The sequence below is a fragment of the Paenibacillus faecalis genome, from assembly GCF_900289175.1.
GTDB lineage: Bacteria > Bacillota > Bacilli > Paenibacillales > Paenibacillaceae > Paenibacillus_AQ > Paenibacillus_AQ faecalis.
This window is the reverse complement of the sequence record NZ_LT985747.1, coordinates 3,902,829-3,923,561: the sequence shown is the minus strand read 5'-3', so window position 1 is coordinate 3,923,561 and position 20,733 is coordinate 3,902,829. Positions and strand designations below refer to the sequence as shown.

Genomic DNA, 20,733 nt, shown 5'->3' with positions numbered 1-20,733 from the left:
AGAGGTAGCGAACGCGCGTAAGCTCCCAGCGTGCGATGTAGCATACATGGAGGCGGTTAATCCAGTATTATCGTGAAGACAGGAGTAATTCGAAAATCCGGACATCATAACGCAAATAGAGGTCCGGGGCATCACAGCCCCGAACCTGTTTTACTGTACTTATCCTATTGTTTTAAGAGTGAGTCGAAAGCTCTGACATCGGTTCGGCAGGCTCACATGTGCTCTTCATATGATAGTAACTGTCTGAATCGGACGAGAGATGGAACGCCCACATCGCTTCCAGCACATGATAGGCCAGCTCTCCGCTGGCACGGTGTTTGCGCTGATGAAGCAGAGCTTCAGCCATGTCGGCAGGGCCGACCCCGCGGCTGTTGCTTTCATATCCTTTGATCAGAGGTATTTCGATCCATTCTTCCTGACCAAGCTTCCGGTACATCACCTTTCCACCGAATCCGTTCGGATCAGGCACAATGAGACTGCCTTCCGTACCGTAAATTTCAATTTTCGGGAGCGTGCTTCCTCCAAAAATATCAAAGCTCGTAATTAAAGTAGCGACAGCTCCACTTTCAAACTGCATCGTACCGGCCACATGGGTCGGCACATCTACCGGGATGATTTTGCCATACTTTTTCTCGCTCGTAATTGTACGTTCTGTCAGTGCCTTGCTTGTAATGCCGGCAACTCTCTGGATCGGGCCGAGCAGCTGTATGAGCGCCGTTAAGTAATATGGCCCCATATCGAACATCGGGCCGCCGCCTTCCGCGTAATAAAACTCCGGATCAGGATGCCAGTGCTCGTGGCCGCGGCTCATCATAAACGCTGTAGCCGATACAGGGCGGCCGATCGCTCCATCAGCAATCCATTTTACAGCGGTCTGAATGCCAGCGCCGAGGAATGTGTCCGGTGCACTGCCGACAAGCAGCCCTTTTTGGGCAGCTGTATCCAGCACCTTGCGGCCTTGTTCAAGGGTTAGAGCCAGCGGTTTTTCAACATAAACATGCTTTCCAGCCTCTAAAATCTGAAGACTTACATCAGCGTGAACCGCCGGAATGGTTAAATTGATGACAAGATCGATCTCTGGTTTGGCAAGAAGTTCCTCTGTGGTACAAACCTCAGGAATGCTGTGTTTATCCGCCTGAGCTTGGGCTTTGTCCAAACTCAGATCTGCGCAGGCGATGAGATCAAGGACTGCGAATTTTTTGCAGTTCTCCATATAAATATCGCTAATATTTCCGCATCCGATAATTCCTACTTTTATAGTTTGCATGTAAGTGATCTCCTTTTATCAATCGACTTGACTGTCGGCCATGCCGGTATAAAGGTTAGCAGCAGAGTCTGCGTTTCCATCTGCAACTGCTTTCCCTTCAGCAGCCCATAGCAGTCCGCGGGTCATCAGCTCTTTGACAATCGGCAGCTCAACAATGTCGGCATGGTGGCCTAGCGAGTTGTAATACACTCTTCCTTGGCCCCAGCGCTTTGTCCATACAACAGGCATATCTACGGCTTTGTTAAAGCGGTGAGGACCGTCAGCTACAGGAAAGCGGGTCGTGGCAAGCACTTCTACCGCCGGGTCTACATGCAAGTAATATTGCTCTGATTCTACGACGAAATCTTCGATTCCCTGAACAAGAGGGCTGGTGCTTTGTTTTATTTCCACCGCATACTTCACACCGTCATTACCGGGGTGAGCTACCCATTGTCCACCAGTCATGAACTGCCAGTCTACATTGTTGCGGAAAGCGTCACACATCCCGCCGTGGCATCCGGCCAGTCCGGTTCCGCCCTGTACCGCTTCAGAGACGTTGTTCACGTACTCCTGTGAAATCTGACCCATCGTCCATACCGGAACGATGAGGTCCAGGTTTTTCAGCTTGGCTCCATCGGCAAAAGCATCGAGTGTGTCTGAGACTTCTACATTGAACTGATGATTTTTTAAAATATTGGCGAAAATTTCAGCGACTTGCTGCGGTTCATGACCGTCCCAACCGCCCCATACGATCAGTGCTTTTTTCATTTGTGATACACTCCCTAGTTGTTATAGTTCAGAGATTTTGCCCCAGCGACGTTCCGCTATAGATCGATCCACCGCTTCGAGAACGGCCTGGCATTTCACGCCGTCATGGAAATTCGGCGAAGGCTGTCTGTCTTTCTTAATAGCGCTGTAAAACTCCAGCATTTCATGAATGAATGTATGCTCGAATCCGATCGTATGACCGGGAGGCCACCAAGCTTCGGAATAGGCGTGAGCCGGATCGGTCGCAAGTACACGGCGAAAGCCCTGAATGTCCTCGTCATCTGAAGTGAAATATACTTCAAGCTCATTCATGCGTTCGAAATCAAATTTTACGCTGCCCAGGCTGCCGTTAATTTGAAAGGAATTGGTGGAGCGGTGACCAGCGGGCGATTAGCGCTTTCCAGTCGTTTTTTCGTTTCGGCCCATCCGAATTGAGATGCAGCCAGCTCGACAGCGTCTTTGTTTCGACCACAAATCACAGCCATTTCCGGTTTTACGGCATGGGGAAAAACATGGGCAGAGCCCGGTATGCGTTGCTGTGAGCTTTCCCATAAACTTGTATCCGATCATACCAATACGCAGTTTTTTCATATAAACCTCCCTATGAAAGATCTAATATAAGCCGTGGTATAAGTAACGCTTTCATTATAAGAAATGCTGGAGCAATACTCTCGCCAGATTATGTTTAGGTATGGACAAAATTTGTAGTGCCGGTCATATTTTTTCGTTCCAGAGTCGTTTTAATCAAATATTTACCTCAGATTCATCAGCGAATAATGTCACATTAAGTTCCGTTTAAGGTTAAGTCGATATACTTTGAACTGTAAGATAGAAACAACAGCATGAAGGAGCGATCACGAATGATTTATATCGGTAAAACATTAATTACCGGGAGTGTCCTGGCCAGCTTGGTATTAGGAGGAACAAGTTCGCAAAACGATTCATTAGGTGTCAGTACAGACAACAACTTCAGTAACACGAACAAGACTACGAATCAAACGATGTCGGACAAGTCTAAAAAAGCAGAGGATCGTAAAGACCAGAAGGTTGAAGGCTTCGTAGAGCCAGATGAGAAGGCTGTAAATACCACTATGATGGAAGAAAATGATAACGAAGGAATTGAAGAAGAAGCGGCTGCTAAAAAAGCAGCAGGTAAGGATATCAGCGAGGTAGATTTGATGCAGCAGCTCATAGACAATATGATCTCGACGCAGAAAACGTGATCTTAACCAGCTTGAATAATTTTTATTTGATAAAGTTAAAGTTTAAGAGAATGGAATATTTCACCGATAATCCCCTGCAGCTGATGAACACCTGAATCGGTATTTGTCATAATCACTGCACCCGTCTCTAAATAGGGATACATGATCAGCATACATTGAAAACCTACGCCCCAACCGAGAGAAGAAGCTTTCATACCAAGATTGGAATCATCCAGAAAAAGCCCTAGACCAGTCCATGATTGGCAGCCTTGGGAGGTTATCATCTCTTTCGCACTATACTGAGAAACACCGATATTGCTTGTGCTGTTTAGGGAATTCATAAACTCAATCGCCAAAAGAGCTAAATCGGAAGGTGTTGTCCAAAGCCCTGAAGCTGCCGCATAAGGATACACAGGATGCTTGCCATCAACCAGATCTCCATTTCTGTTATGTCCGCAAGAGTATAGATGGCTCATGGCTGCCGATATGGAAGGATGCAATACACTACTGTTCATATGTATTGGTTCAAATACAAGCTCTTTCATTACAGCTTCAAATGGCTTGCCGCACACATCTTCAATCAGCAGCTGTATGATGCAAAAGCCTGCGTCTGAATATTGAAAGTCGCTTCCTGGCTCATACATAACGGTAATAGGATCTTTACAATAAGAGGTTCTTCCCGTTAATAGCTCAACCATTGAAGGTATGCCTTGAGTGGAATTAAGCCTAATATGGACGATACAAATTTACTTATAGAACAAGCACTGAAAATAGAATGACGATTTACCTTGTTATCAGCACCTGCTTCAAGGACCCCAAAGCCTTCTGTCATGCTAATCTGCCCATGATGAATAAGAGCCATGCTTAAACCGGATACGTTATAATGCTTCATCCGTTCATGAATATCTATAGCCAGTTCCATATCAAAAATTCCCCCCTTAAATGCTCAATCTAAGCTTTTATATAGATGCATATTTTGACTTATTGATACCTTCCAATCCGTTCCAATATATTTTCTATTATAGAACATAAGTTCCCTATTTGGGAATACTTAAAATAAAAAAATGTTCGTTTAACGTTAGTTTCATTGCTGCGAAGTATGTCATGAACGTTTTTTGTTAATCGGGGAAAAATAGATATTGACCTTCACGTTACGTAAAGGTGTACAGTGAAGTTGTCAGGAGGTGAACTCATGGAATACACCATTCAGAAGCTGGGTCAGCTGGCCGGAGTCAGCACAAGAACGTTGCGATATTACGACGAGATTGGCATTCTTAAGCCGGCAAGAATCAATTCGTCAGGCTATCGTATTTATGGTCAGTCCGAGGTGGAGCAGTTGCAGCAAATACTGTTTTACAGAGAGCTGGGACTTCAGCTTGAACAGATTAAACATATCATCACCTCGCCCTCTTTTGACAGTGGATACGCACTTAAACAGCACCGTGAGCGGCTTCTGGACAAGAGAAGACAGTTGGATCTGCTGATTGTTAATGTGGAAAAGACGATTGCAGCGAAGGAAGGGAGAATCATAATGAGTGATCCGGAAAAATTTGAAGGCTTTAAGCAGAACATGATAGATGATAATGAAAAGAAATACGGTAAAGAAATTCGTGAGAAATACGGGAATAAGACCGTTGATCAGTCCAATGCCAAACTGAAAAATATGACGCAGGAAGAGTACGAGAGGGTGAGCAGGCTCGCAGAAGAAGTAAAGGAGACGCTTGCTGCGGCTTTCAAGCAAGGCGATCCGGCAGGGGAGCTGGCACAAAAGGCGGCAGACTTGCATAAACAATGGCTAACCTTCTATTGGACCGAATACAGCAAAGAGGCGCATGCTGGCCTGGCTCAGATGTACGTCGATGATGAGCGCTTTAAAGCTTATTATGATGCAGAGCAGCCGGGAAGTGCCGAATTTTTAAGAGATGCGATTCTTTTTTATACAGGGATGAAACAACAGAAATAAAATGATTTTTTCACGAAGACCGTTCGTTGATTTTGTCAGCGTACGGTCTTTTTTTTGAGTAAAAAGCTGAATAACGGGAAAATTGCATCAAATTCTACGTTTTCCCACTTGTTTCAACCCCAATAGTATAGGTTATAATATTACGTTGAGAAAGAATATGTATAATTAGAAAATAATAGAGAGGAACATCATATGGAGCAAACACTTCAATCAATTATTAATATCATTAATGATTTCCTTTGGTCGAGGCTGTTAATCGTTTTACTTATTGGTGGCGGACTTTATTTTACTTTCAGAAGCAGATTTTTGCAGATTCGATTATTTAAAGAAATGCTGCGTGTCATCCGGGAATCGAAAAACAAAACACCAGGCAGTATTTCATCGTTTCAGGCTTTTGCGATCAGTATGGCCGCGCGTGTCGGTACAGGGAACATAACCGGGGTGGCGCTGGCAATATCGCTTGGCGGTCCGGGTGCGGTGTTCTGGATGTGGATTATTGCGATTATCGGATCTGCTTCCAGCTTTATTGAAAGTACATTAGCGCAAATATACAAGGTGAGAGATGGAAAAACCGGCGGTTTCCGCGGAGGTCCGGCCTACTACATGCAACTTGGCCTCAATCAGCGCTGGATGGGTGCTTTATTTGCGGTGCTGATTACGCTGTCTTTTGGTCTTGTGTTTAATGCAGTTCAATCCAATACCATTTCAGTAGCGTTTGAAAACTCATTTGGTATGGATCGTTTGACGTTAGGGATTATTATGGCCATCATATTCGGTGTCATTATATTTGGCGGGGTCAAACGGATTGCCGTATGGTCAGAGTGGATTGTCGTTGTTCTGGCTATGCTTTATGTGGGAGCAGCACTCTTTATTATGCTGGCTAACATAAGCCGTCTTCCTGAAGTCATCTCTGTCATTGTGAAAAGCGCCTTTGGCTTGGAGCAGGCAGTAGGAGGTGCGTTCGGTGCAGCGCTCATGAACGGAATTAAGCGCGGATTGTTCTCGAACGAAGCAGGTATGGGTAGTGCGCCAAATGCTGCTGCTACAGCAACAACGAGCCATCCGGCAAAGCAGGGGCTCATTCAGTCGCTTGGCGTGCTCATTGATACATTGGTGATCTGCACAAGCACCGCATTTATCATTTTATTTACAGGAGCCTATAAACAGACAGGGCTTGATGGAATCGAGCTTACTCAGGCCGCGCTTGGGATGCAAATGGGGGCTTGGGCTGCTGATTTCCTCGCGATTATGATATTACTATTTGCCTTCAGTACACTGCTTGGCAATTATTATTACGGAGAGACCAATATCGAGTTTCTAAACTCCAGGCGGATTTGGATCTGGATTTACCGGATAGCGGTTCTCGGCATGGTTCTATTTGGCTCTGTTACAAGTGTGAAGCTTGTATGGGATATGGCCGATGTATTTATGGGTCTCATGGCTACGGTCAACTTTATAGCGATCATTTTGTTATCGAAAACTGCTCTTGCTGCGCTCAAGGATTATACCTCTCAGAGGAAAGCCGGGAAAGACCCGGTATTTACGAAAAACAGCATTCCTGGACTTGCAAATGTGGAGTGTTGGGATGACAGCCCGACAGAAACGAAATGACATTTTGATTATAGAGACGCTGTATTTGCGCTGGGCTTTTTGGTGCAGATACAGCGTTTTTTGTGCTGTGTTTTAACATTTTAAGGGGAAGGGGTGTTATGTTATATAGAGGAGAGGGTAGGTGGGATACGTTTATGAGTGATGAAATGATGGGGAATTCCGGAACCAACAATTTCCCTCCGGATTTATTGGAACATAAGAAGCAGCGGTTAACATGGGACGGAAAAATCAGATGGGGCATAGCTGCTGTTTTTCTGTTGTTTTTATTGTATTCGATTTATATGTGGGGAGCACAATTGTATTTCGAGAAATCAGGAAAAAACGCTCAGTTCATACGTGCAGCTGCTACCTTGGCAGAGATGCAGGGGAGCGGGATGAAAATAGACAAAAACGTTAGAGTGGTTTCCTTAAGCCCATTCTTGAAACAAACCATGACAACCAAGGTTTATCGGCAGGTCGGTGGATGGAGTGTTATAACAGGTGAATTACATGCGAAAAAAAGCTTGTTCGGAGAGATCAGCTATTCGATTAAAGAAGATGAAAAATATTTAAGAGAGAACACACGCCCTTTCATCGGATTTCCTATGACCACGATTTATGGGGGGAGTGAAACAATTCGCATTGGCGAAAAAGATTCCGAGATGGAACGATTAGGCCATATAGAGGACGGATTTGTAGCTGAGATGTGGTTCTCACTTGTTAAAGGAATGGAACCGAAGGAGCTAATGGAAATTTTGTCTGAATATGATCTTTGGGTCACGGGAATGGCGGTATACTCCGGAGAAATGAAGGAAGTGAAAGTGTCCAATTATGGATCAACCGTCGGTATGCTTCACTTTCCTCATTTAACGCTCCGGCCCTTGGTTACTTTTCGTGAAGACGGAACGGCAGGGGGAGAATCTCTTAGTTTGAATAAACAGGATCTAGCACTTGCTGAAGAACAAATGATGAAGGACTTGGAGTGGCTGACAAGCGAAGTGAATTATTTTGGTGTCCATGAGGATAAACAGCGGCTTTCCTATCTGAAGCATAACGGTATTCAAGTTCACGGCGCTACTGTTACCGGGCCCGTAAGAGAGCTGGAGAAGCTGAAAGAGGTACCGGAGTTTCGCAGATTCGGGCTTGGACGGGTTGAGGTATGGAACTGGAATAAACAATTGCCGTAGTGTTTTATAAATTTGAAACATTCAGCAGGTGAATAATTGTTACCTCGATCGGAAAGATTATCCTTGGCTACAACTTATACCAAAGGAGTGATTTCCATGAAGTTTGGGGCTCATGAAGTTATGGATACCCATGAAGTATTGGCAGAAAAAATGAACATGATGAATCATTTGGGTTTTTATGCGTCTCAAGTTAAAAATCCGCAGTTGAAAAGCATGATTCAGCGTCATCAACAGGAAGGCATCCGTTCCTATAATGAAGTTGTTGCACTTACACGTGGAACCGGTATGTCAGCAAACCCCCGTATGAATCCCACTATGTCTTCAACGGGCATGCAAGGACAAAGTGTACAATATGGGATCAATAACCCTCAAACGGTTACGCCTCATCCCGATGCGGTTCTGTCTGATAATGAAATTGCCTCGGCGATGCTTATTGCGCACAAAAACAGTGCAAAAAACTGCACCACAGCTGCGCTGGAATGCACGGATATCAATCTGCGGCGGGCGTTAACGAACAGTGCCGTCAGCTGTGTGAACCAGGCTTATGAAGTATTTTTGTTCATGAACGAGCAGGGGCAGTATCCGGTTCCTACCTTTGAACATGGTACAGCTCAGACGTATTTGAATACTTATCAGCCTGCACCCGAGTCGGCGATGACCGGACATTACTCGCACGGCAATACTATGGGAAATCAGGGGTCTTTCATGGCTGGACAGACAGATTCGAACCGTTTTGAAAGTTATACTCACTCAGTCGATGCAAGTGAAACACAATCTTCTTCCAAAATGTAATGTAACGACAAAGAAGGGTCACTCCCCTTTATTACGGAGTGACCCTTTTTGTATTTGCTCTTTTCGCAACTATTCCCGCGGGATTCTACGCGCAACCCCGGAGTTGATAGCTGCTTTCACAACAAGTTCACGGATTGCTTTGACGACATTTTGATTAAAGACACTTGGAATAATATACGAAGGATTGCGCTCCTCGTCAGATACGGCAGAGGCGATCGCTTCGGCAGCAGCGAGCTTCATTTCTTCGTTAATGGTCGTTGCACGGCAGTCCAGCGCAGCACGGAAAATACCAGGGAAGCACAGTACGTTATTGATCTGGTTCGGGTAGTCTGAACGTCCGGTCGCAATGACGCCTGCAATATCCTCAACTTCCTCCGGTTTTATTTCTGGATTCGGATTGGCCATGGCGAAGATAATCGGCTTATCGTTCATCGTCATCACATCTTCGCGGGTAAGCAGTCCGCCTGCTGAAAGACCGATGAAGACATCCGCTCCCTGAATGACTTCTTTTAATGAACCTTGTATGCGCTCTGGATTGGTGTGTTCCGCGTACCATTTCCACATGCTGTTGCCATAGGTATTTCCTGAAGCAAGGGCACCATCGCGATCTACGCCGATGATTTCCTTAACACCTGCGGATAATAAAATTTTACTGCAGGCTACACCCGCAGCCCCGATTCCGCAGACGACCACCTTGATCTGATCGATGGACTTCCCTACGATTTTTAGCGCATTAATTAAAGCAGCATACAGTACGACGGCTGTACCATGCTGGTCATCATGGAAGACCGGAATGTCCAGCTCGTTACGAAGGCGCTCTTCGATCTCGAAACAGCGGGGGGAGGCGATATCCTCCAGGTTGATGCCGCCAAAAGCAGGAGCGATGGCTTTAATGCAGGCGATAATCTCTTCCGTATCTTGCGTATCCAGACAGATCGGGAAAGAATCGACTCCGGCAAACTGTTTAAGCAGCATCGATTTTCCTTCCATGACGGGCATAGCTGCATATGGTCCGACATTACCCAGGCCTAAGACAGCGCTTCCATCAGAGATGACGGCAACGGTGTTTCTTTTGATTGTAAGATTATATGCTTTTTTAGGATCTTCCAGAATAGCTGTACATACCCGGGCCACATCAGGTGTATATACACGTGATAGATCTTCACGATTTTGAATCGGTACTTTAGGCTGTGTTTCGATTTTGCCTCCCAGATGCATCAGGAAGGTACGGTCGGATACGTTAACGAGGCGGACGCCGTGCAAGCTTTTGATGGAATTGGTGATTTTGTTGATGTACACACTGTCCGTTACGGTGATCGTAATATCCCGGACGGTGTGATGGCCGCTGGCCTGGATGACGTCAATCGCTACCATATCGCCGCCAGCTTCAAAAATTGCGGAGGCGACCTGCCCAAATTTAATTTCCTGCGTATTCATTTCGATTCTAAGAATAATGCTTTTTCCTCCGAGTCCAGTGTTATCCATAATTACCTCCCATCATGATCATTACATCATTTACGGTTAAGGAATTCGCGAAGAAAATAGAAAATCCTTTTTTTCTACACAGTATATTAGGTAAAAAGGAATATAATCATTTAATTATATATTCATATTTTTGTCTTAAATAGGGGGTTGCTGGAGCCGATAAAAAGCTTATAGGCAATATATGGTTCTAAAGCGCATTGATCCGAGCATCATTGATTTAAACATTTCTAGACGTAGTGGCAAATGATCAGGTACAAGTACTATTTATGGGGGGCTTTTACAATGCTTAAAAGTATTAAGCACAAAATAATTATTATGATTTGCCTGCTTCTGTGGTTTAGCCTGGTGTCCGTTTCAATTGTTAGCTACAAGAGTGCTTCTAACCTGCTTCAGAAAAGTATTGATGAAGAGGCAACGCTGAAAGCAGAAAATTTGGCGCTTGAGATCAATGCGTTTATTGATACTAAAATTGAAAAAGTGGAGTCCATCGGCAAACTGTTTACAGGAAATAAAGAACAGGATTTGGAGATCATCAGGAAGGCGCAGGAGACCAATAAGGAATTTGAAACGTTCCTGTTTTCACATGATCTTACAACGAAAAACGTTGTCAACTTTCTCGGAGAAACGAAAGACTATACAGACAGCTCTCATCATCAGGAGATGAGTAAGGGAGAAGGAAAAGTGGTCGTCTCCGAGCCTTCAGAATCGAGCCGTACCGGAAACGTTGTCTTTAGGCTGCTTGTTCCGCTAATGGAAGATGGAAAGCAGTACGGGTATATAGGAGCGACGTTGCCGATCAATGAAGTCCAGAAGAGCGTATCCAATCAGAAGTTTGGTGAGACTGGTTACGCGTTTTTGGTCAATTCAACGGGTCGTTTTTTTTGGCATCCCGATGAGGAATTAGTTCTGAACAAAACCATTCAGGACCAAAATATTGATCAGATCAACGCAGCTTTTGAACAAGTTATCCAGGGAAAATCAGGTGTTTTTGAATATACAGAGCATGATAGCAACCAGGCCTACTCCGGGGCCTATGCACCAACAACCCATAACTGGGGGGTTTTTGTTGTGGCTCCAACCAATGAATTGTATGCCCCGATCAGCAAGCTGACCAATACGCTTGTTGTGATATCGATTGTTTCATTGATTGTAACGGCTGCGGCAGCTTATCTATTTACCGCACGTTTGGTTCGTCCCGTTCAGAAGCTGAACTCGATTGTTAAAGATGTGGCTCAAGGAGATTTGTCCAAGAGTATTCAGGTTCAAGGGGAAGATGAGATTGCGGTATTGTCCAATGACTTTAATCAGACGGTGTCCCATCTGAAGCAGCTGATTGAGGGTGTGACTCATTCATCCAGCCGCGTTACCCATGTAACTCATACCGTTTCCAGCGGCATAGATACTGCAAAACAGAGTGTTCATATTATCGGTTCCTCGATTCAACAAATTGCAAATGGAGCGAGATCCCACGCCTCAAGTTCTGAAGAAATCGCATTGTCGATGAATGATATGTCCAGCGGTATTATGAAAATCGCTGAAACCTCTTCCAAAGTTTCCGAGTCTGCACAGGAAGCAGCTGGTCATGCAGAGACGGGGGCGGCTGTGGTTGAGCAGACCGTTATTCAGATCGGAAGCATTGGTGAAGGCACGACGAAGGTAGGAGCTGCTATTGAACAGCTTAGTGAACGATCTCAGGAGATCGAGGAGATTTTGAGCTTTATTACAGAGATTACTTCCCGGATTCATCTGTTGTCTTTGAATGCTTCGATCGAGGCAGCCAGAGCAGGTGAGCATGGGCGCGGTTTTGCTGTTGTTGCTGAGGAGGTAAAGAAACTGGCTGGACAATCTGAAGAGTCCACAGATAAAATCGCACGAATTATTACGGAAATCCGTGAAGATACGATCAATGCGGTTCAAGTTATGGAGGCTAGCCGTAAAGAAGTGAAAGAAGGGGTCGCATTGATTGAAGAGGTGCGTGAGAAGTTTGCTAACATTCTTCATGCTTCCCGTAATGTTGCCGAGCATATTGTAGAGGTGTCTGCTGCTTCAGAGGAAATGTCGGCTGGATCGGAGCAGGTGAGCGCTTCGGTTGAAGAATTGAAGTCGATTGCAAGAATGACTTCCGATGACGCAAGCAATGCGGCTGCAGCTGCTGAAGAACAGATCGGCTCCATTGAAGAAATCGCGTCTTCCATGCATCAGCTGGAAGCTGTTGTGGAAGAGCTTCGCAAAGAGCTCTCCAAATTTAAAGTATAGAGGGATGTTTGCCAATTCTCTGGCAAGGACGACGTAGCATGTCTTTCCGATCATAAAATGCCGCTCTAGAGGAAGGTTTTTATAAGATGGAATCGAATAGTTTAGGACAGGAGTATATGAGGAAATTAGCGGTTTAAATGGATGCTTTCGAGAAAATAGAATGGAGGAATTTCCATGAACATTGCCATTATCGGCTGTGGAACGATGGGAATGATCTATGCCCGGAATTTAGGCAAGATGCCTGGTGTTACCGTGTCCGCGGTTGCGGATTTAATTGCTGAGCGTGCGAATAGAGCAGCCGAAGCTTGCGGCGCGGCAGCGTATACGGATTGGGAGCAGATGCTTGAAGAGGTGAAGCCCGAAACGGTAGCGGTGTGCGTGCCGACCTATCTGCACAAATCGTTTACCTTAGAGCTTGCTAAACGGGGAATTCATATCATTTGTGAAAAGCCGGCGGCTCTGACGCTTGAAGACGCGAAAGCTATGGAAGCCGAGTGCCACAAGCATGGAGTCCGTCTGTTTATCGGTCATGTTGTTCGTTTTTTTCCGAATTATCGAAATGCGTTTGATCAGGTGCAGTCTGGTAAAATCGGCGTGCCCAAGATGGCGCATTTTAAACGATTCGCTTCCTATCCGCAAGGAGTAGATCTTTGGTATCATGATCGCTCCAAGAGCGGTGGAGTCATTATGGATTTGATGATTCATGATATCGACTATGCCTGCTGGCTGTTTGGAGATGTGGAATCCGTCTATGCTTCGGTTACAGAGCCGTCATTGTCCGGGATGGAGTATGCCCAGGTAACACTGAAGTTTTTTAGTGGAGCCATCGCGAATTTGACCGGATTTTGGGGATATGCAGGACCATTTACTACTCAATTTGAAATATCCGGCACAGGAGGGATCATTCAGTTTGACAGCAACCAAGTGCAGTCGCTTGATCTGAAGATTGCTTCTGAAGGCGTTCAGCGAGCAGCGGTTCAAGTGCCGTCGAGTCCGACCGTTCATGATCCTTATTACAATGAAGTGAAGTATTTTATTGAGTGTATTCGTAATGGGAGCGAGCCACTCGTCACCGCAGCTGATGCTACCAGAGCTGTTGAGATTGCTTTAGCATGTGAACGCTCGGCTCAGACAGGACAACCTGTTCAAGTGGGAGGGAATGCGTTATGAATAAGATGAAAGTAGGCTTTATCAGCTTTGCTCATATGCATGCTGCCAGCTATTTGAACGCAATGCTCTTGAGAACAGATGTTGAGGTCATCGGTATCGCTGATGAGAACGAGGAACGTGTAGCCCCGTTTACTACCGAACACGGAATCCCTTATTATGCAGATTACAACGAGCTGCTCGCACAGGACGTTGATGCTGTTGTGATCTGTTCGGAGAATGCCCGGCATGCGGAGCTTACCATCAAATCAGCTGAAGCAGGCAAGCATGTGCTCTGTGAGAAACCGCTTGGATTGTCAGAAGACGAAATGCTGCGGATGATCCGCGTGTGCCATGAGCAGGGAGTCCAGCTGATGACGGCATTCCCGTGCCGCTTTCTGACAGCGGTTCGTCAAGCGAAGCAGGCGATTGATGATGGCAAAATCGGGGATATCGTCGCGATGAAAGGAACCAATCGCGGCACGATGCCGGGCGGCTGGTTCATTGAGAAAGAACTATCTGGAGGCGGTGCAGTTCTGGATCATACCGTCCATGTTATGGACTTGATGCATTGGTTCACAGGGAGCGTGGCGGAGGAAGTGTATGCCCATGCTGAAACGTTATTTCATGACGAGAACATCGATGACGCAGGGATGGTGCATGTGAAGTTTGCGAATGGGGTGTTTGCTGTGCTGGACCCGAGCTGGTCCAGATCCCGCAGTTTCCCGACCTGGGGCGATGTGACGCTGGAAGTCATCGGTACAAAGGGATCGCTTTTCATCGATTCGTTTGCCCAGAAGAATGATTTATACAGCGACGCAGATCAGAAAGCCAGCTGGTGCTTCTGGGGAGATGATATGGACACCGAGCTGATTAACAGTTTTGTGGACAGCATTGTTCAAGCCAAACCCGTTAGCGTTACGGGTGAGGATGGCTACATGTCCGCTCGTGTCGGCCTTGCCGCTTACGAATCTGCCCGTACAGGCCGACCTGTACAACTAAAGCCGCAGGGATAGAAGGTAAATAAGAAGTAAGGTGTCTGCCTGAAGCAGGGATTTCTGTTGTCTCTCTTTTCTACGGAACATCTGCTGATTTTGCGGTGCGAATGTGAAGCGAACATGATTTTCCCGGGGGATTCGCACCTGAAAAACACCTTTAAAAAGATTATTTGGAATATAAAGTAATTTGAGCTCGACCTTTTTTGACAAATATCGAGTTTTCGTTAGTTAAAAAAACGATTTTTAAAGATGTTTTGCTCAAAAATCGGAGTCGCACCCTATGTGGGTGCGTGGATTGAAATTTATAAGGGATACAGCCAGTATCAGGTTATTTCCCTGTCGCACCCCATGTGGGTGCGTGGATTGAAATCCGATCACATTCGTCTAAGTACCAGGCATATAAGAGTCGCACCCTATGCGGGTGCGTGGATTGAAATCTCATACTCCTCTGTACCGTACTCTGGGAATTCTGTCGTACCCTATGCGGGTGCGTGGATTGAAATCTATGAGGTTTGGCAATTCATTCTTTTCAGCTTGTGTCGCACCCTATGTGGGTGCGTGTATTAAAATTTGTTTTAGCGCTTGACTGTAAAAAATCACTCTCTTGTCACACTCTTCGTAGGTGCGTTAATTAGTCGCGTTTCTTTCCATGCTGGGAATATCTGCAATTCATCCAATATCGGATACACCTTTGGTAGGAAGTGAAATAGTAGGGCAGTTGACAGAACTGCTCCGTTTTTTTAATATAGTCCAGGTAGCTATTCCCGCACTGAGGATTTCCACATGACTAGTCATTCCTATCTAGTGATAAATATGATAAGTTTGCCGATGGCCCCATTAAGCAGGACCTAGCAAGAGGGGGTTGGGGTTTTTGAATTTTCCTGGGATTTCAAACTGTTTTTTCACCTGGCATCGAACTTCAAGGAGGTCCTTTTATGGGAAATATGCAAGACAACGTAAAAATCGATTTAACAAATATAAATAGCGAAAGAGGAAGCAGTGGATTTCCCGGAAGATGGATCGGCGGTATATCATTGATACTAGGCCCGATCCTTTTACTTATTGGAGTGTTATTGAGGATTCGGTTTCATTTTTTCTTTCCAGAGCAACTAATAGCTTATCAAGAGCATCCGCAGCTGATGTTCTGGTCGTTCAGTGCTTATAATGCTGGAATCCTTCTGTTATGGCCGGCAGTATTAACAGTAATCAGGTCCATTCATAAGACAAGACCTGGCTGGGCCACATGGGGTGGCTGCTTTGTTATATTCGGGCTTTTTGCTCGAACGTTTCATGCCGGTGTTGACCATTTGTCGTTTCAACTTGTACGTATTCAAGGCTTGGATTCGGCCATAAATGCCGTTGCCGAGTCTTATGGCGCTTACCATATTTTCAGCATGCTGAATCTCGCAATACTTTTGGGGTGGGTTGTACTTGCCATAGGTGCGTATCTGTCAAATACATTGAATCTTGTAAGTGCCATTGCACTAGCGTTGATGTCTTCACTTCCACTGGGTGTATTAAAGGGAACTACTGTGTTTTCTGTAGTGGCCGTTGCTGGTCTGTGTCTGGCATTTATACCGCATGGAGTAAAGGTATTGCGAGACGGTCCAAAGCCTGCTTTGAGAAATGTTTTATTTACGGTGATTTTGTCCATCCTGCTGGTTTATGTATTCTATTTTTTTGGTCAAGCAGGCTGAATTATTTATGAAATTGGCGAAAGGTGTTACTATCCTATGTAAGGGAGAAAGTTGTGAATTTAAGAACGGATTACCTCAAAATAAATGAATTAAACAAAATAAAAAAGACGCTCCCTTCAGGTCAAAATAACCTTGGGAACGTCTTTTTTTGAAATTTGTGGATTAGAAAAACCATACAAAATAAATGACTGTAGCCAGCACAATACGATAAATGGCGAATGGTACGAGTTTGATTTTATTAATCAGCTTCAGGAAGAAGCGGATCGAAATGAGCGCGAACACGAATGCACTGATGAAGCCTGCGATAAAGAACGGCAGAGCATCTATTGAGAAGTACTCCATATTTTTCAGTAAGGATAAGAAGCTTGCACCAAACATGATGGGTACAGCCATAATGAAGGTGAAGTCCGCTGCAGTGCGGTGGTTCATCCCCAGCATAACACCGCCGGAAATGGTGGAACCTGAACGCGAGAATCCTGGCCAAAGAGATAAACACTGAATCAAACCGACGCTGAATGCCTGTTTGTATGTGATTTGATCGACTGTAACGGTAACAGGTTCTTTTTTGCTGCTGAATTTGTCTGCAATGATCATGAAAATAGCGCCGATGACCAGACCGATCAATACCGTTTCTGTTGAGAACAGGTGTTCATCGATATAGTTCTCGAACAATACTCCGAGCACTCCGGCCGGAATCAATCCGACAATAACCTGGGTCAGCTTCAAACGTCCGGACTCGGTAGGAGCACCTTGCTCGGGTTTTTTGCGTTTAATGTTCAACAGGTCCAGAAACCGATCCTTGAATACGACAAGTACAGCGAGAATTGAGCCCAGCTGAATGACGACTTTAAACGTATTGGCAACATATTTACCGAGAAACAATTCAGATTGCAGCCACATATCGTCAACAATGATCATATGGCCTGTAGAGGATACAGGGGCAAATTCAGTCAAGCCCTCTACCATGCCGAGTATAACGGCTTTCATAAACATAATAAAATCCATAAAGGCGAATCTCTCCCTTGCTTTGAATAATAGTACAAGTCCTCGTTAACTGGATTTCTTCCACTTGCGAATAAAGAGTACGATGAATACGATCGCTGCCACTGCGATAACGGCATAAGCTATGTTAGAGTATACATCCATAAAGGCCACGATGTCTTCCCAGGACTCTCCGAGCATAGCGCCAAGAGATACGAGAATGATGTTCCAGATCAATGTTCCGCTTGTAGTAAACACCAGGAACAATCCAAATTTCATGTTAGACATACCTGCCGGAATGGAGATCAGGCTGCGGATCAGAGGAACCATGCGGCAGAAAAATACAGTCCAATGCCCATATTTGTCAAACCAGGAGTCCGCTTTGTGAATGTCTTCTTTTTTGACCCGAAGGATGTGACCCCAGCGGTCTATAATTTTCTCCAGTCTTTCCACATCAAGCAGCAAGCCGATACCATACAATATAATGGCTCCGATAACTGAGCCGATCGTAGCTGCTATAATGACACCGGGAACGGTAAGACTCGTGTAGGTTGTCATAAATCCGCCAAAGGTTAGGATGACTTCCGACGGTATTGGCGGGAATAAGTTTTCCAGTGCGATCATGAGGAAAATCCCCATGTAACCGAACTGCTCCATAAACTGTGTAATCCAGTTCTCCAATGCGTACACCTCTTTCATTACATAAACAAGATTGTATTTATAGCGGCGTTATACAAGCACTTTCTTGAGCTTTCGCAGGTATTGGCTTCGAATGAACAGGAAGTATAAAATCTGTGCAATCAAAAAGCCGACAAGCACGATGCCCATCTCTGCCGCAATCGAAAGGAAGAAATAGCTCTGCAGCGCAATAAATGCAAAAATACTATGAACAATTGCCGTACCAATCGGCACGAAAAACAGAAGAGCAAGCTGTCCTGTAACGATCCGGCTGAATTCACGATCTGTCAGCCCGATTTTTGATATCGTAGCGTAGTATCGAAAATCATAATCGAGATCTGCATACAACCGGAAATATAGAAAACTGCCGGCTGCGATGAAGAATACAGTGCCTACGAGCAGGGCTGCGAACAGCATCATACTGTATTGACTGCTTCTAACGGCAAATAGCGTTCCGCTGACAGTGAGTGCATACGATTTATCCATCTCGTACCGGACAGCCCCGTTGTTTGTCATATGGGATGCAATGTCTTCGGTCTGACGGAAATCTTCAACATAAAAGCCTGTATATCGATCGGTTTTTTCCGGTGATGTGAACTGTTGGAATTGGGAGTCGCTGATAACAAGACCGCCAAGCAATGAGTTCTCATCGAGCTCAGGCAGCAGATATTCCGGAATGGCCACATGCCGGGTATAACCGATTTCTGTAAACGTATCTTCAACACCGCGGAGCGTATAAGATGCCTGAGCACGTTCCTTGATATGAGTTCGGTTGTTCTGCGAACTGACAAGCACCAGAGCTTCGTTTTCGCTCAAGGGCTCCTCATCAAAAGAAAATCCGGCCATCTCAGCTGCCCTCCTGTAATCGGAAAATGACAACAGCGGGAGAGTAACCGGGGGATTTTTAATCGTTGAAGATACAACCTCAACGTATTTAATCGGCAAGGTGATGGATTCAAACGGAACGGAACTTTCGTTTAGTTCCTGCCGAATGTCCTGAAGATGTTCATACTCCAAAGGATCGCCTTCCTTAGCCATGTAGCCTATTGCTGCAGGATAATCCTCGTTAAATTGCTTCGTTAGCACAGGTATGGAAGCGAACACACCGACAGAACAGAAAGAAACAGCAAGCACGATCGTTACCATAAACAACATTTGTGCATTATCTTTTAAGCGATAATCCAGGCTTGAGAGTGAGATCATCCGAGTCCGACTCCAAGTGAACCGTCTGTTGTGCTTCAATACTCGTATAAGATAAATGCTGAGCTGTGTATAAAGCAAATATGTACCCATGATGGTCATCAAGGTCACGGGAAACATTCGGTAAATAAGAGAAGCAGCTGTTGTCGTTGCCGCAAGGTAATAACTGACCAGTAAAAGTGCTGCAGCCAGCAGCGACAGAAGCGATGACACTTTGGCCTCGGCTTTTGGCTTTTGCCCGGAGCGGAACAATTCAATCAGAGCAACCGGACGAAGCAGCAAGGATGTAAAGAGCGAGATCAGGGCAAACAGCAGTATATAACCGCCCACGGTTAGTCCGACCGCTCGCAGCGACAAATGAAATGGCAGGGCAGGAACGCCGAGAAAGGCCGATCCGGCCATCAAAAACAGCTTGCCTGTCATCACGCCAGCCGTCATCCCGGTCAAAATAGAGCCGATGCCGATAATCATATTTTCGAGAAAAACCATTTTGTTAAATTGGCTTTGAGTCATCCCGTGCATAAACAGGACGCCGAACTCTCGCTTTCGCGTTTTAAGAAACGAACTTACCGAGTATAGCACGAAGAAGAACGAGAAGATATACATAATGAGCTCGGCCCCCGTCATCGCTTGTACAACGGCAGGGTAGAACGTTTCGTCCGTAATCATCGGGTTATATATGAACAGCGCGCAAACAAAAAAGATCATGACCGAAAAAGAGCTGCTTAGAAAGTAAGCGGCATAAGTACGCTTGTTCCGAACTACATTTCTAAAAACGAATTGCCGAAAGGTCATGGCTCCCTCCTCCGAGCAGGGCAAGCATGTCGATGATCTTCTGGAAAAAGGCCTGTCGGTTGTTGCCGCAGTATATCTCATTATAAAGCTGACCGTCTTTAATGAACAAGACTCGGTCACAGTAACTGGCTGCTACCGGGTCGTGGGTAACCATCAGCACGGTGGCAGATGCCTCTTTGCTCATGCCTGAGAGGGTCTGCATCACATCCTTGGATGCTTTGGAATCCAAATTTCCGGTCGGCTCATCGGCCAGGATCAGAGAAGGCTGCTGAATAAGCGCTCGCGCAATCGCTGTTCGCTGCATTTGTCCTCCGGAAATCTCATACGTGCGTTTGTTCAAAATGGACCCGATTCCGAGCTTGTCTGCAATTTCACTCAGCTTGTTGTTCATTTCGGAAAAGGATTCCCCTTCCAGCGTAAGAGGGAGAACGATGTTCTCCTCCACGGTCAGCGTGTCCAGTAGATTGAAGTGCTGAAACACAAACCCCAGCTCCCGGCGCCGAAACAGTGCGGCTTCCTTCCGGCTTAATAGATGCGGGTTGCGCCCGTTGATGTTCACTTCACCGGCTGTTGGCTGGTCTATCGTTGCAATCAGGTTGAGGAGCGTTGTTTTTCCGCTGCCGGAAGGGCCCATGATACCAACGAATTGGCCCCGTTCAACCGAAAAGTGGATGTTATTCAGAGCTTGAAGTGCTACCGGCCCTTCGTATATTTTTGTAAGATGCTTTACGTCTAGAATAGGCACTCAT

Annotated in this window: 16 protein-coding genes and 2 pseudogenes; 9 read left to right on the top strand and 9 right to left on the bottom strand. The window is 45.6% G+C overall.

The window, feature by feature from the left end:
• Positions 1 to 172: 172 nt before the first annotated feature.
• The 3 genes and pseudogenes from C8268_RS18385 to C8268_RS23235 all read right to left on the bottom strand — a co-directional run.
• Positions 173 to 1,267 carry a Gfo/Idh/MocA family protein gene (locus C8268_RS18385; protein ID WP_106769009.1) on the bottom strand — a complete coding sequence of 365 codons (1,095 nt, stop codon included), beginning with the start codon at positions 1,265 to 1,267 and terminating at the stop codon, positions 173 to 175.
• Between the two features lie 18 nt (positions 1,268 to 1,285).
• Positions 1,286 to 2,014: a ThuA domain-containing protein gene (locus C8268_RS18380; protein ID WP_106769008.1), complete on the bottom strand. Its 729-nt coding sequence runs from the start codon at positions 2,012 to 2,014 to the stop codon at positions 1,286 to 1,288.
• A 21-nt stretch (positions 2,015 to 2,035) separates the two neighbouring features.
• Positions 2,036 to 2,398 (bottom strand): annotated as a pseudogene (locus C8268_RS23235) (Gfo/Idh/MocA family oxidoreductase); the annotation flags it as partial.
• 476 nt (positions 2,399 to 2,874) lie between these two features.
• On the opposite strand from C8268_RS23235, the gene C8268_RS18370 reads away from it, so the two are divergent.
• A complete protein-coding gene (locus tag C8268_RS18370) occupies positions 2,875 to 3,237 on the top strand; it encodes a hypothetical protein (protein WP_106769007.1) in 363 nt (120 codons plus the stop codon).
• 35 nt (positions 3,238 to 3,272) lie between these two features.
• On the opposite strand, the pseudogene C8268_RS18365 reads toward C8268_RS18370, so the two are convergent.
• Positions 3,273 to 4,138 (bottom strand): annotated as a pseudogene (locus tag C8268_RS18365) (serine hydrolase domain-containing protein).
• Between the two features lie 270 nt (positions 4,139 to 4,408).
• Between C8268_RS18365 and C8268_RS18360 the strand changes: the two are divergent.
• From C8268_RS18360 to C8268_RS18345, 4 genes are all read left to right on the top strand, one after another.
• Entirely contained in the window at positions 4,409 to 5,179 is a 771-nt protein-coding gene (locus tag C8268_RS18360; RefSeq protein ID WP_106769006.1) for a MerR family transcriptional regulator, read from the top strand.
• 192 nt (positions 5,180 to 5,371) lie between these two features.
• Positions 5,372 to 6,790 (top strand): alanine/glycine:cation symporter family protein, encoded by a 1,419-nt coding sequence (locus C8268_RS18355; RefSeq protein ID WP_106769005.1) that lies wholly within the window; start codon positions 5,372 to 5,374, stop codon positions 6,788 to 6,790.
• Positions 6,791 to 6,924: 134 nt separating this feature from the next.
• Positions 6,925 to 7,956 (top strand): anti sigma factor C-terminal domain-containing protein, encoded by a 1,032-nt coding sequence (locus tag C8268_RS18350; protein WP_158702770.1) that lies wholly within the window; start codon positions 6,925 to 6,927, stop codon positions 7,954 to 7,956.
• 96 nt (positions 7,957 to 8,052) lie between these two features.
• The gene (locus C8268_RS18345) at positions 8,053 to 8,748 is read left to right on the top strand and encodes a spore coat protein (RefSeq protein WP_106769003.1); all 696 of its coding nucleotides are present in this window, start codon (positions 8,053 to 8,055) and stop codon (positions 8,746 to 8,748) included.
• 69 nt (positions 8,749 to 8,817) lie between these two features.
• On the opposite strand, the gene C8268_RS18340 is transcribed toward C8268_RS18345, so the two are convergent.
• Positions 8,818 to 10,233 (bottom strand): NAD-dependent malic enzyme, encoded by a 1,416-nt coding sequence (locus tag C8268_RS18340; RefSeq protein WP_106769002.1) that lies wholly within the window; start codon positions 10,231 to 10,233, stop codon positions 8,818 to 8,820.
• Between the two features lie 282 nt (positions 10,234 to 10,515).
• Between C8268_RS18340 and C8268_RS18335 the strand changes: the two genes are divergently transcribed.
• The 4 genes from C8268_RS18335 to C8268_RS18320 all read left to right on the top strand — a co-directional run bounded on the left by C8268_RS18335 (position 10,516) and on the right by C8268_RS18320 (position 16,330).
• Positions 10,516 to 12,489, top strand: a complete 1,974-nt coding sequence (locus C8268_RS18335; RefSeq protein ID WP_106769001.1) for a methyl-accepting chemotaxis protein — start codon at positions 10,516 to 10,518, stop codon at positions 12,487 to 12,489.
• 174 nt (positions 12,490 to 12,663) lie between these two features.
• Positions 12,664 to 13,659 (top strand): Gfo/Idh/MocA family protein, encoded by a 996-nt coding sequence (locus C8268_RS18330; RefSeq protein WP_106769000.1) that lies wholly within the window; start codon positions 12,664 to 12,666, stop codon positions 13,657 to 13,659.
• The gene (locus C8268_RS18325) at positions 13,656 to 14,651 is read left to right on the top strand and encodes a Gfo/Idh/MocA family protein (RefSeq protein ID WP_106768999.1); all 996 of its coding nucleotides are present in this window, start codon (positions 13,656 to 13,658) and stop codon (positions 14,649 to 14,651) included. The genes C8268_RS18330 and C8268_RS18325 overlap by 4 nt, the downstream gene beginning before the upstream one ends.
• Positions 14,652 to 15,568: 917 nt before the next feature.
• Entirely contained in the window at positions 15,569 to 16,330 is a 762-nt protein-coding gene (locus tag C8268_RS18320) for a hypothetical protein (protein ID WP_234032884.1), read from the top strand.
• Between the two features lie 162 nt (positions 16,331 to 16,492).
• Here C8268_RS18320 and C8268_RS18315 read toward each other — a convergent pair whose 3' ends face one another.
• From C8268_RS18315 to C8268_RS18300, 4 genes are read right to left on the bottom strand one after another with little or no spacing between them, the layout of a single operon-like run.
• On the bottom strand, positions 16,493 to 17,335 hold the full coding sequence (locus tag C8268_RS18315) for an undecaprenyl-diphosphate phosphatase (RefSeq protein ID WP_106768998.1): 843 nt from the start codon (positions 17,333 to 17,335) through the stop codon (positions 16,493 to 16,495).
• 45 nt (positions 17,336 to 17,380) lie between these two features.
• The gene (locus C8268_RS18310) at positions 17,381 to 17,992 is read right to left on the bottom strand and encodes a DedA family protein (RefSeq protein WP_106768997.1); all 612 of its coding nucleotides are present in this window, start codon (positions 17,990 to 17,992) and stop codon (positions 17,381 to 17,383) included.
• 48 nt (positions 17,993 to 18,040) lie between these two features.
• Positions 18,041 to 19,984: an FtsX-like permease family protein gene (locus C8268_RS18305; RefSeq protein WP_106768996.1), complete on the bottom strand. Its 1,944-nt coding sequence runs from the start codon at positions 19,982 to 19,984 to the stop codon at positions 18,041 to 18,043.
• Positions 19,959 to 20,729 carry an ABC transporter ATP-binding protein gene (locus C8268_RS18300; RefSeq protein WP_106768995.1) on the bottom strand — a complete coding sequence of 257 codons (771 nt, stop codon included), beginning with the start codon at positions 20,727 to 20,729 and terminating at the stop codon, positions 19,959 to 19,961. Before C8268_RS18300 ends, C8268_RS18305 begins: the two co-directional genes overlap by 26 nt.
• Between the last annotated feature and the right edge of the window lie 4 nt (positions 20,730 to 20,733).

Coding starts and splice junctions, on each gene's coding strand:
- C8268_RS18380 (WP_106769008.1), bottom strand. CDS start 2,014: ATGAAAAAAGCACTGATCGTATGGGGCGGTTGGGACGGTCATGAACCG.
- C8268_RS18325 (WP_106768999.1), top strand. CDS start 13,656: ATGAATAAGATGAAAGTAGGCTTTATCAGCTTTGCTCATATGCATGCT.
- C8268_RS18315 (WP_106768998.1), bottom strand. CDS start 17,335: ATGGATTTTATTATGTTTATGAAAGCCGTTATACTCGGCATGGTAGAG.
- C8268_RS18340 (WP_106769002.1), bottom strand. CDS start 10,233: ATGGATAACACTGGACTCGGAGGAAAAAGCATTATTCTTAGAATCGAA.
- C8268_RS18385 (WP_106769009.1), bottom strand. CDS start 1,267: ATGCAAACTATAAAAGTAGGAATTATCGGATGCGGAAATATTAGCGAT.
- C8268_RS18305 (WP_106768996.1), bottom strand. CDS start 19,984: ATGACCTTTCGGCAATTCGTTTTTAGAAATGTAGTTCGGAACAAGCGT.
- C8268_RS18345 (WP_106769003.1), top strand. CDS start 8,053: ATGAAGTTTGGGGCTCATGAAGTTATGGATACCCATGAAGTATTGGCA.
- C8268_RS18335 (WP_106769001.1), top strand. CDS start 10,516: ATGCTTAAAAGTATTAAGCACAAAATAATTATTATGATTTGCCTGCTT.
- C8268_RS18330 (WP_106769000.1), top strand. CDS start 12,664: ATGAACATTGCCATTATCGGCTGTGGAACGATGGGAATGATCTATGCC.
- C8268_RS18320 (WP_234032884.1), top strand. CDS start 15,569: ATGGGAAATATGCAAGACAACGTAAAAATCGATTTAACAAATATAAAT.
- C8268_RS18355 (WP_106769005.1), top strand. CDS start 5,372: ATGGAGCAAACACTTCAATCAATTATTAATATCATTAATGATTTCCTT.
- C8268_RS18360 (WP_106769006.1), top strand. CDS start 4,409: ATGGAATACACCATTCAGAAGCTGGGTCAGCTGGCCGGAGTCAGCACA.
- C8268_RS18370 (WP_106769007.1), top strand. CDS start 2,875: ATGATTTATATCGGTAAAACATTAATTACCGGGAGTGTCCTGGCCAGC.
- C8268_RS18350 (WP_158702770.1), top strand. CDS start 6,925: ATGAGTGATGAAATGATGGGGAATTCCGGAACCAACAATTTCCCTCCG.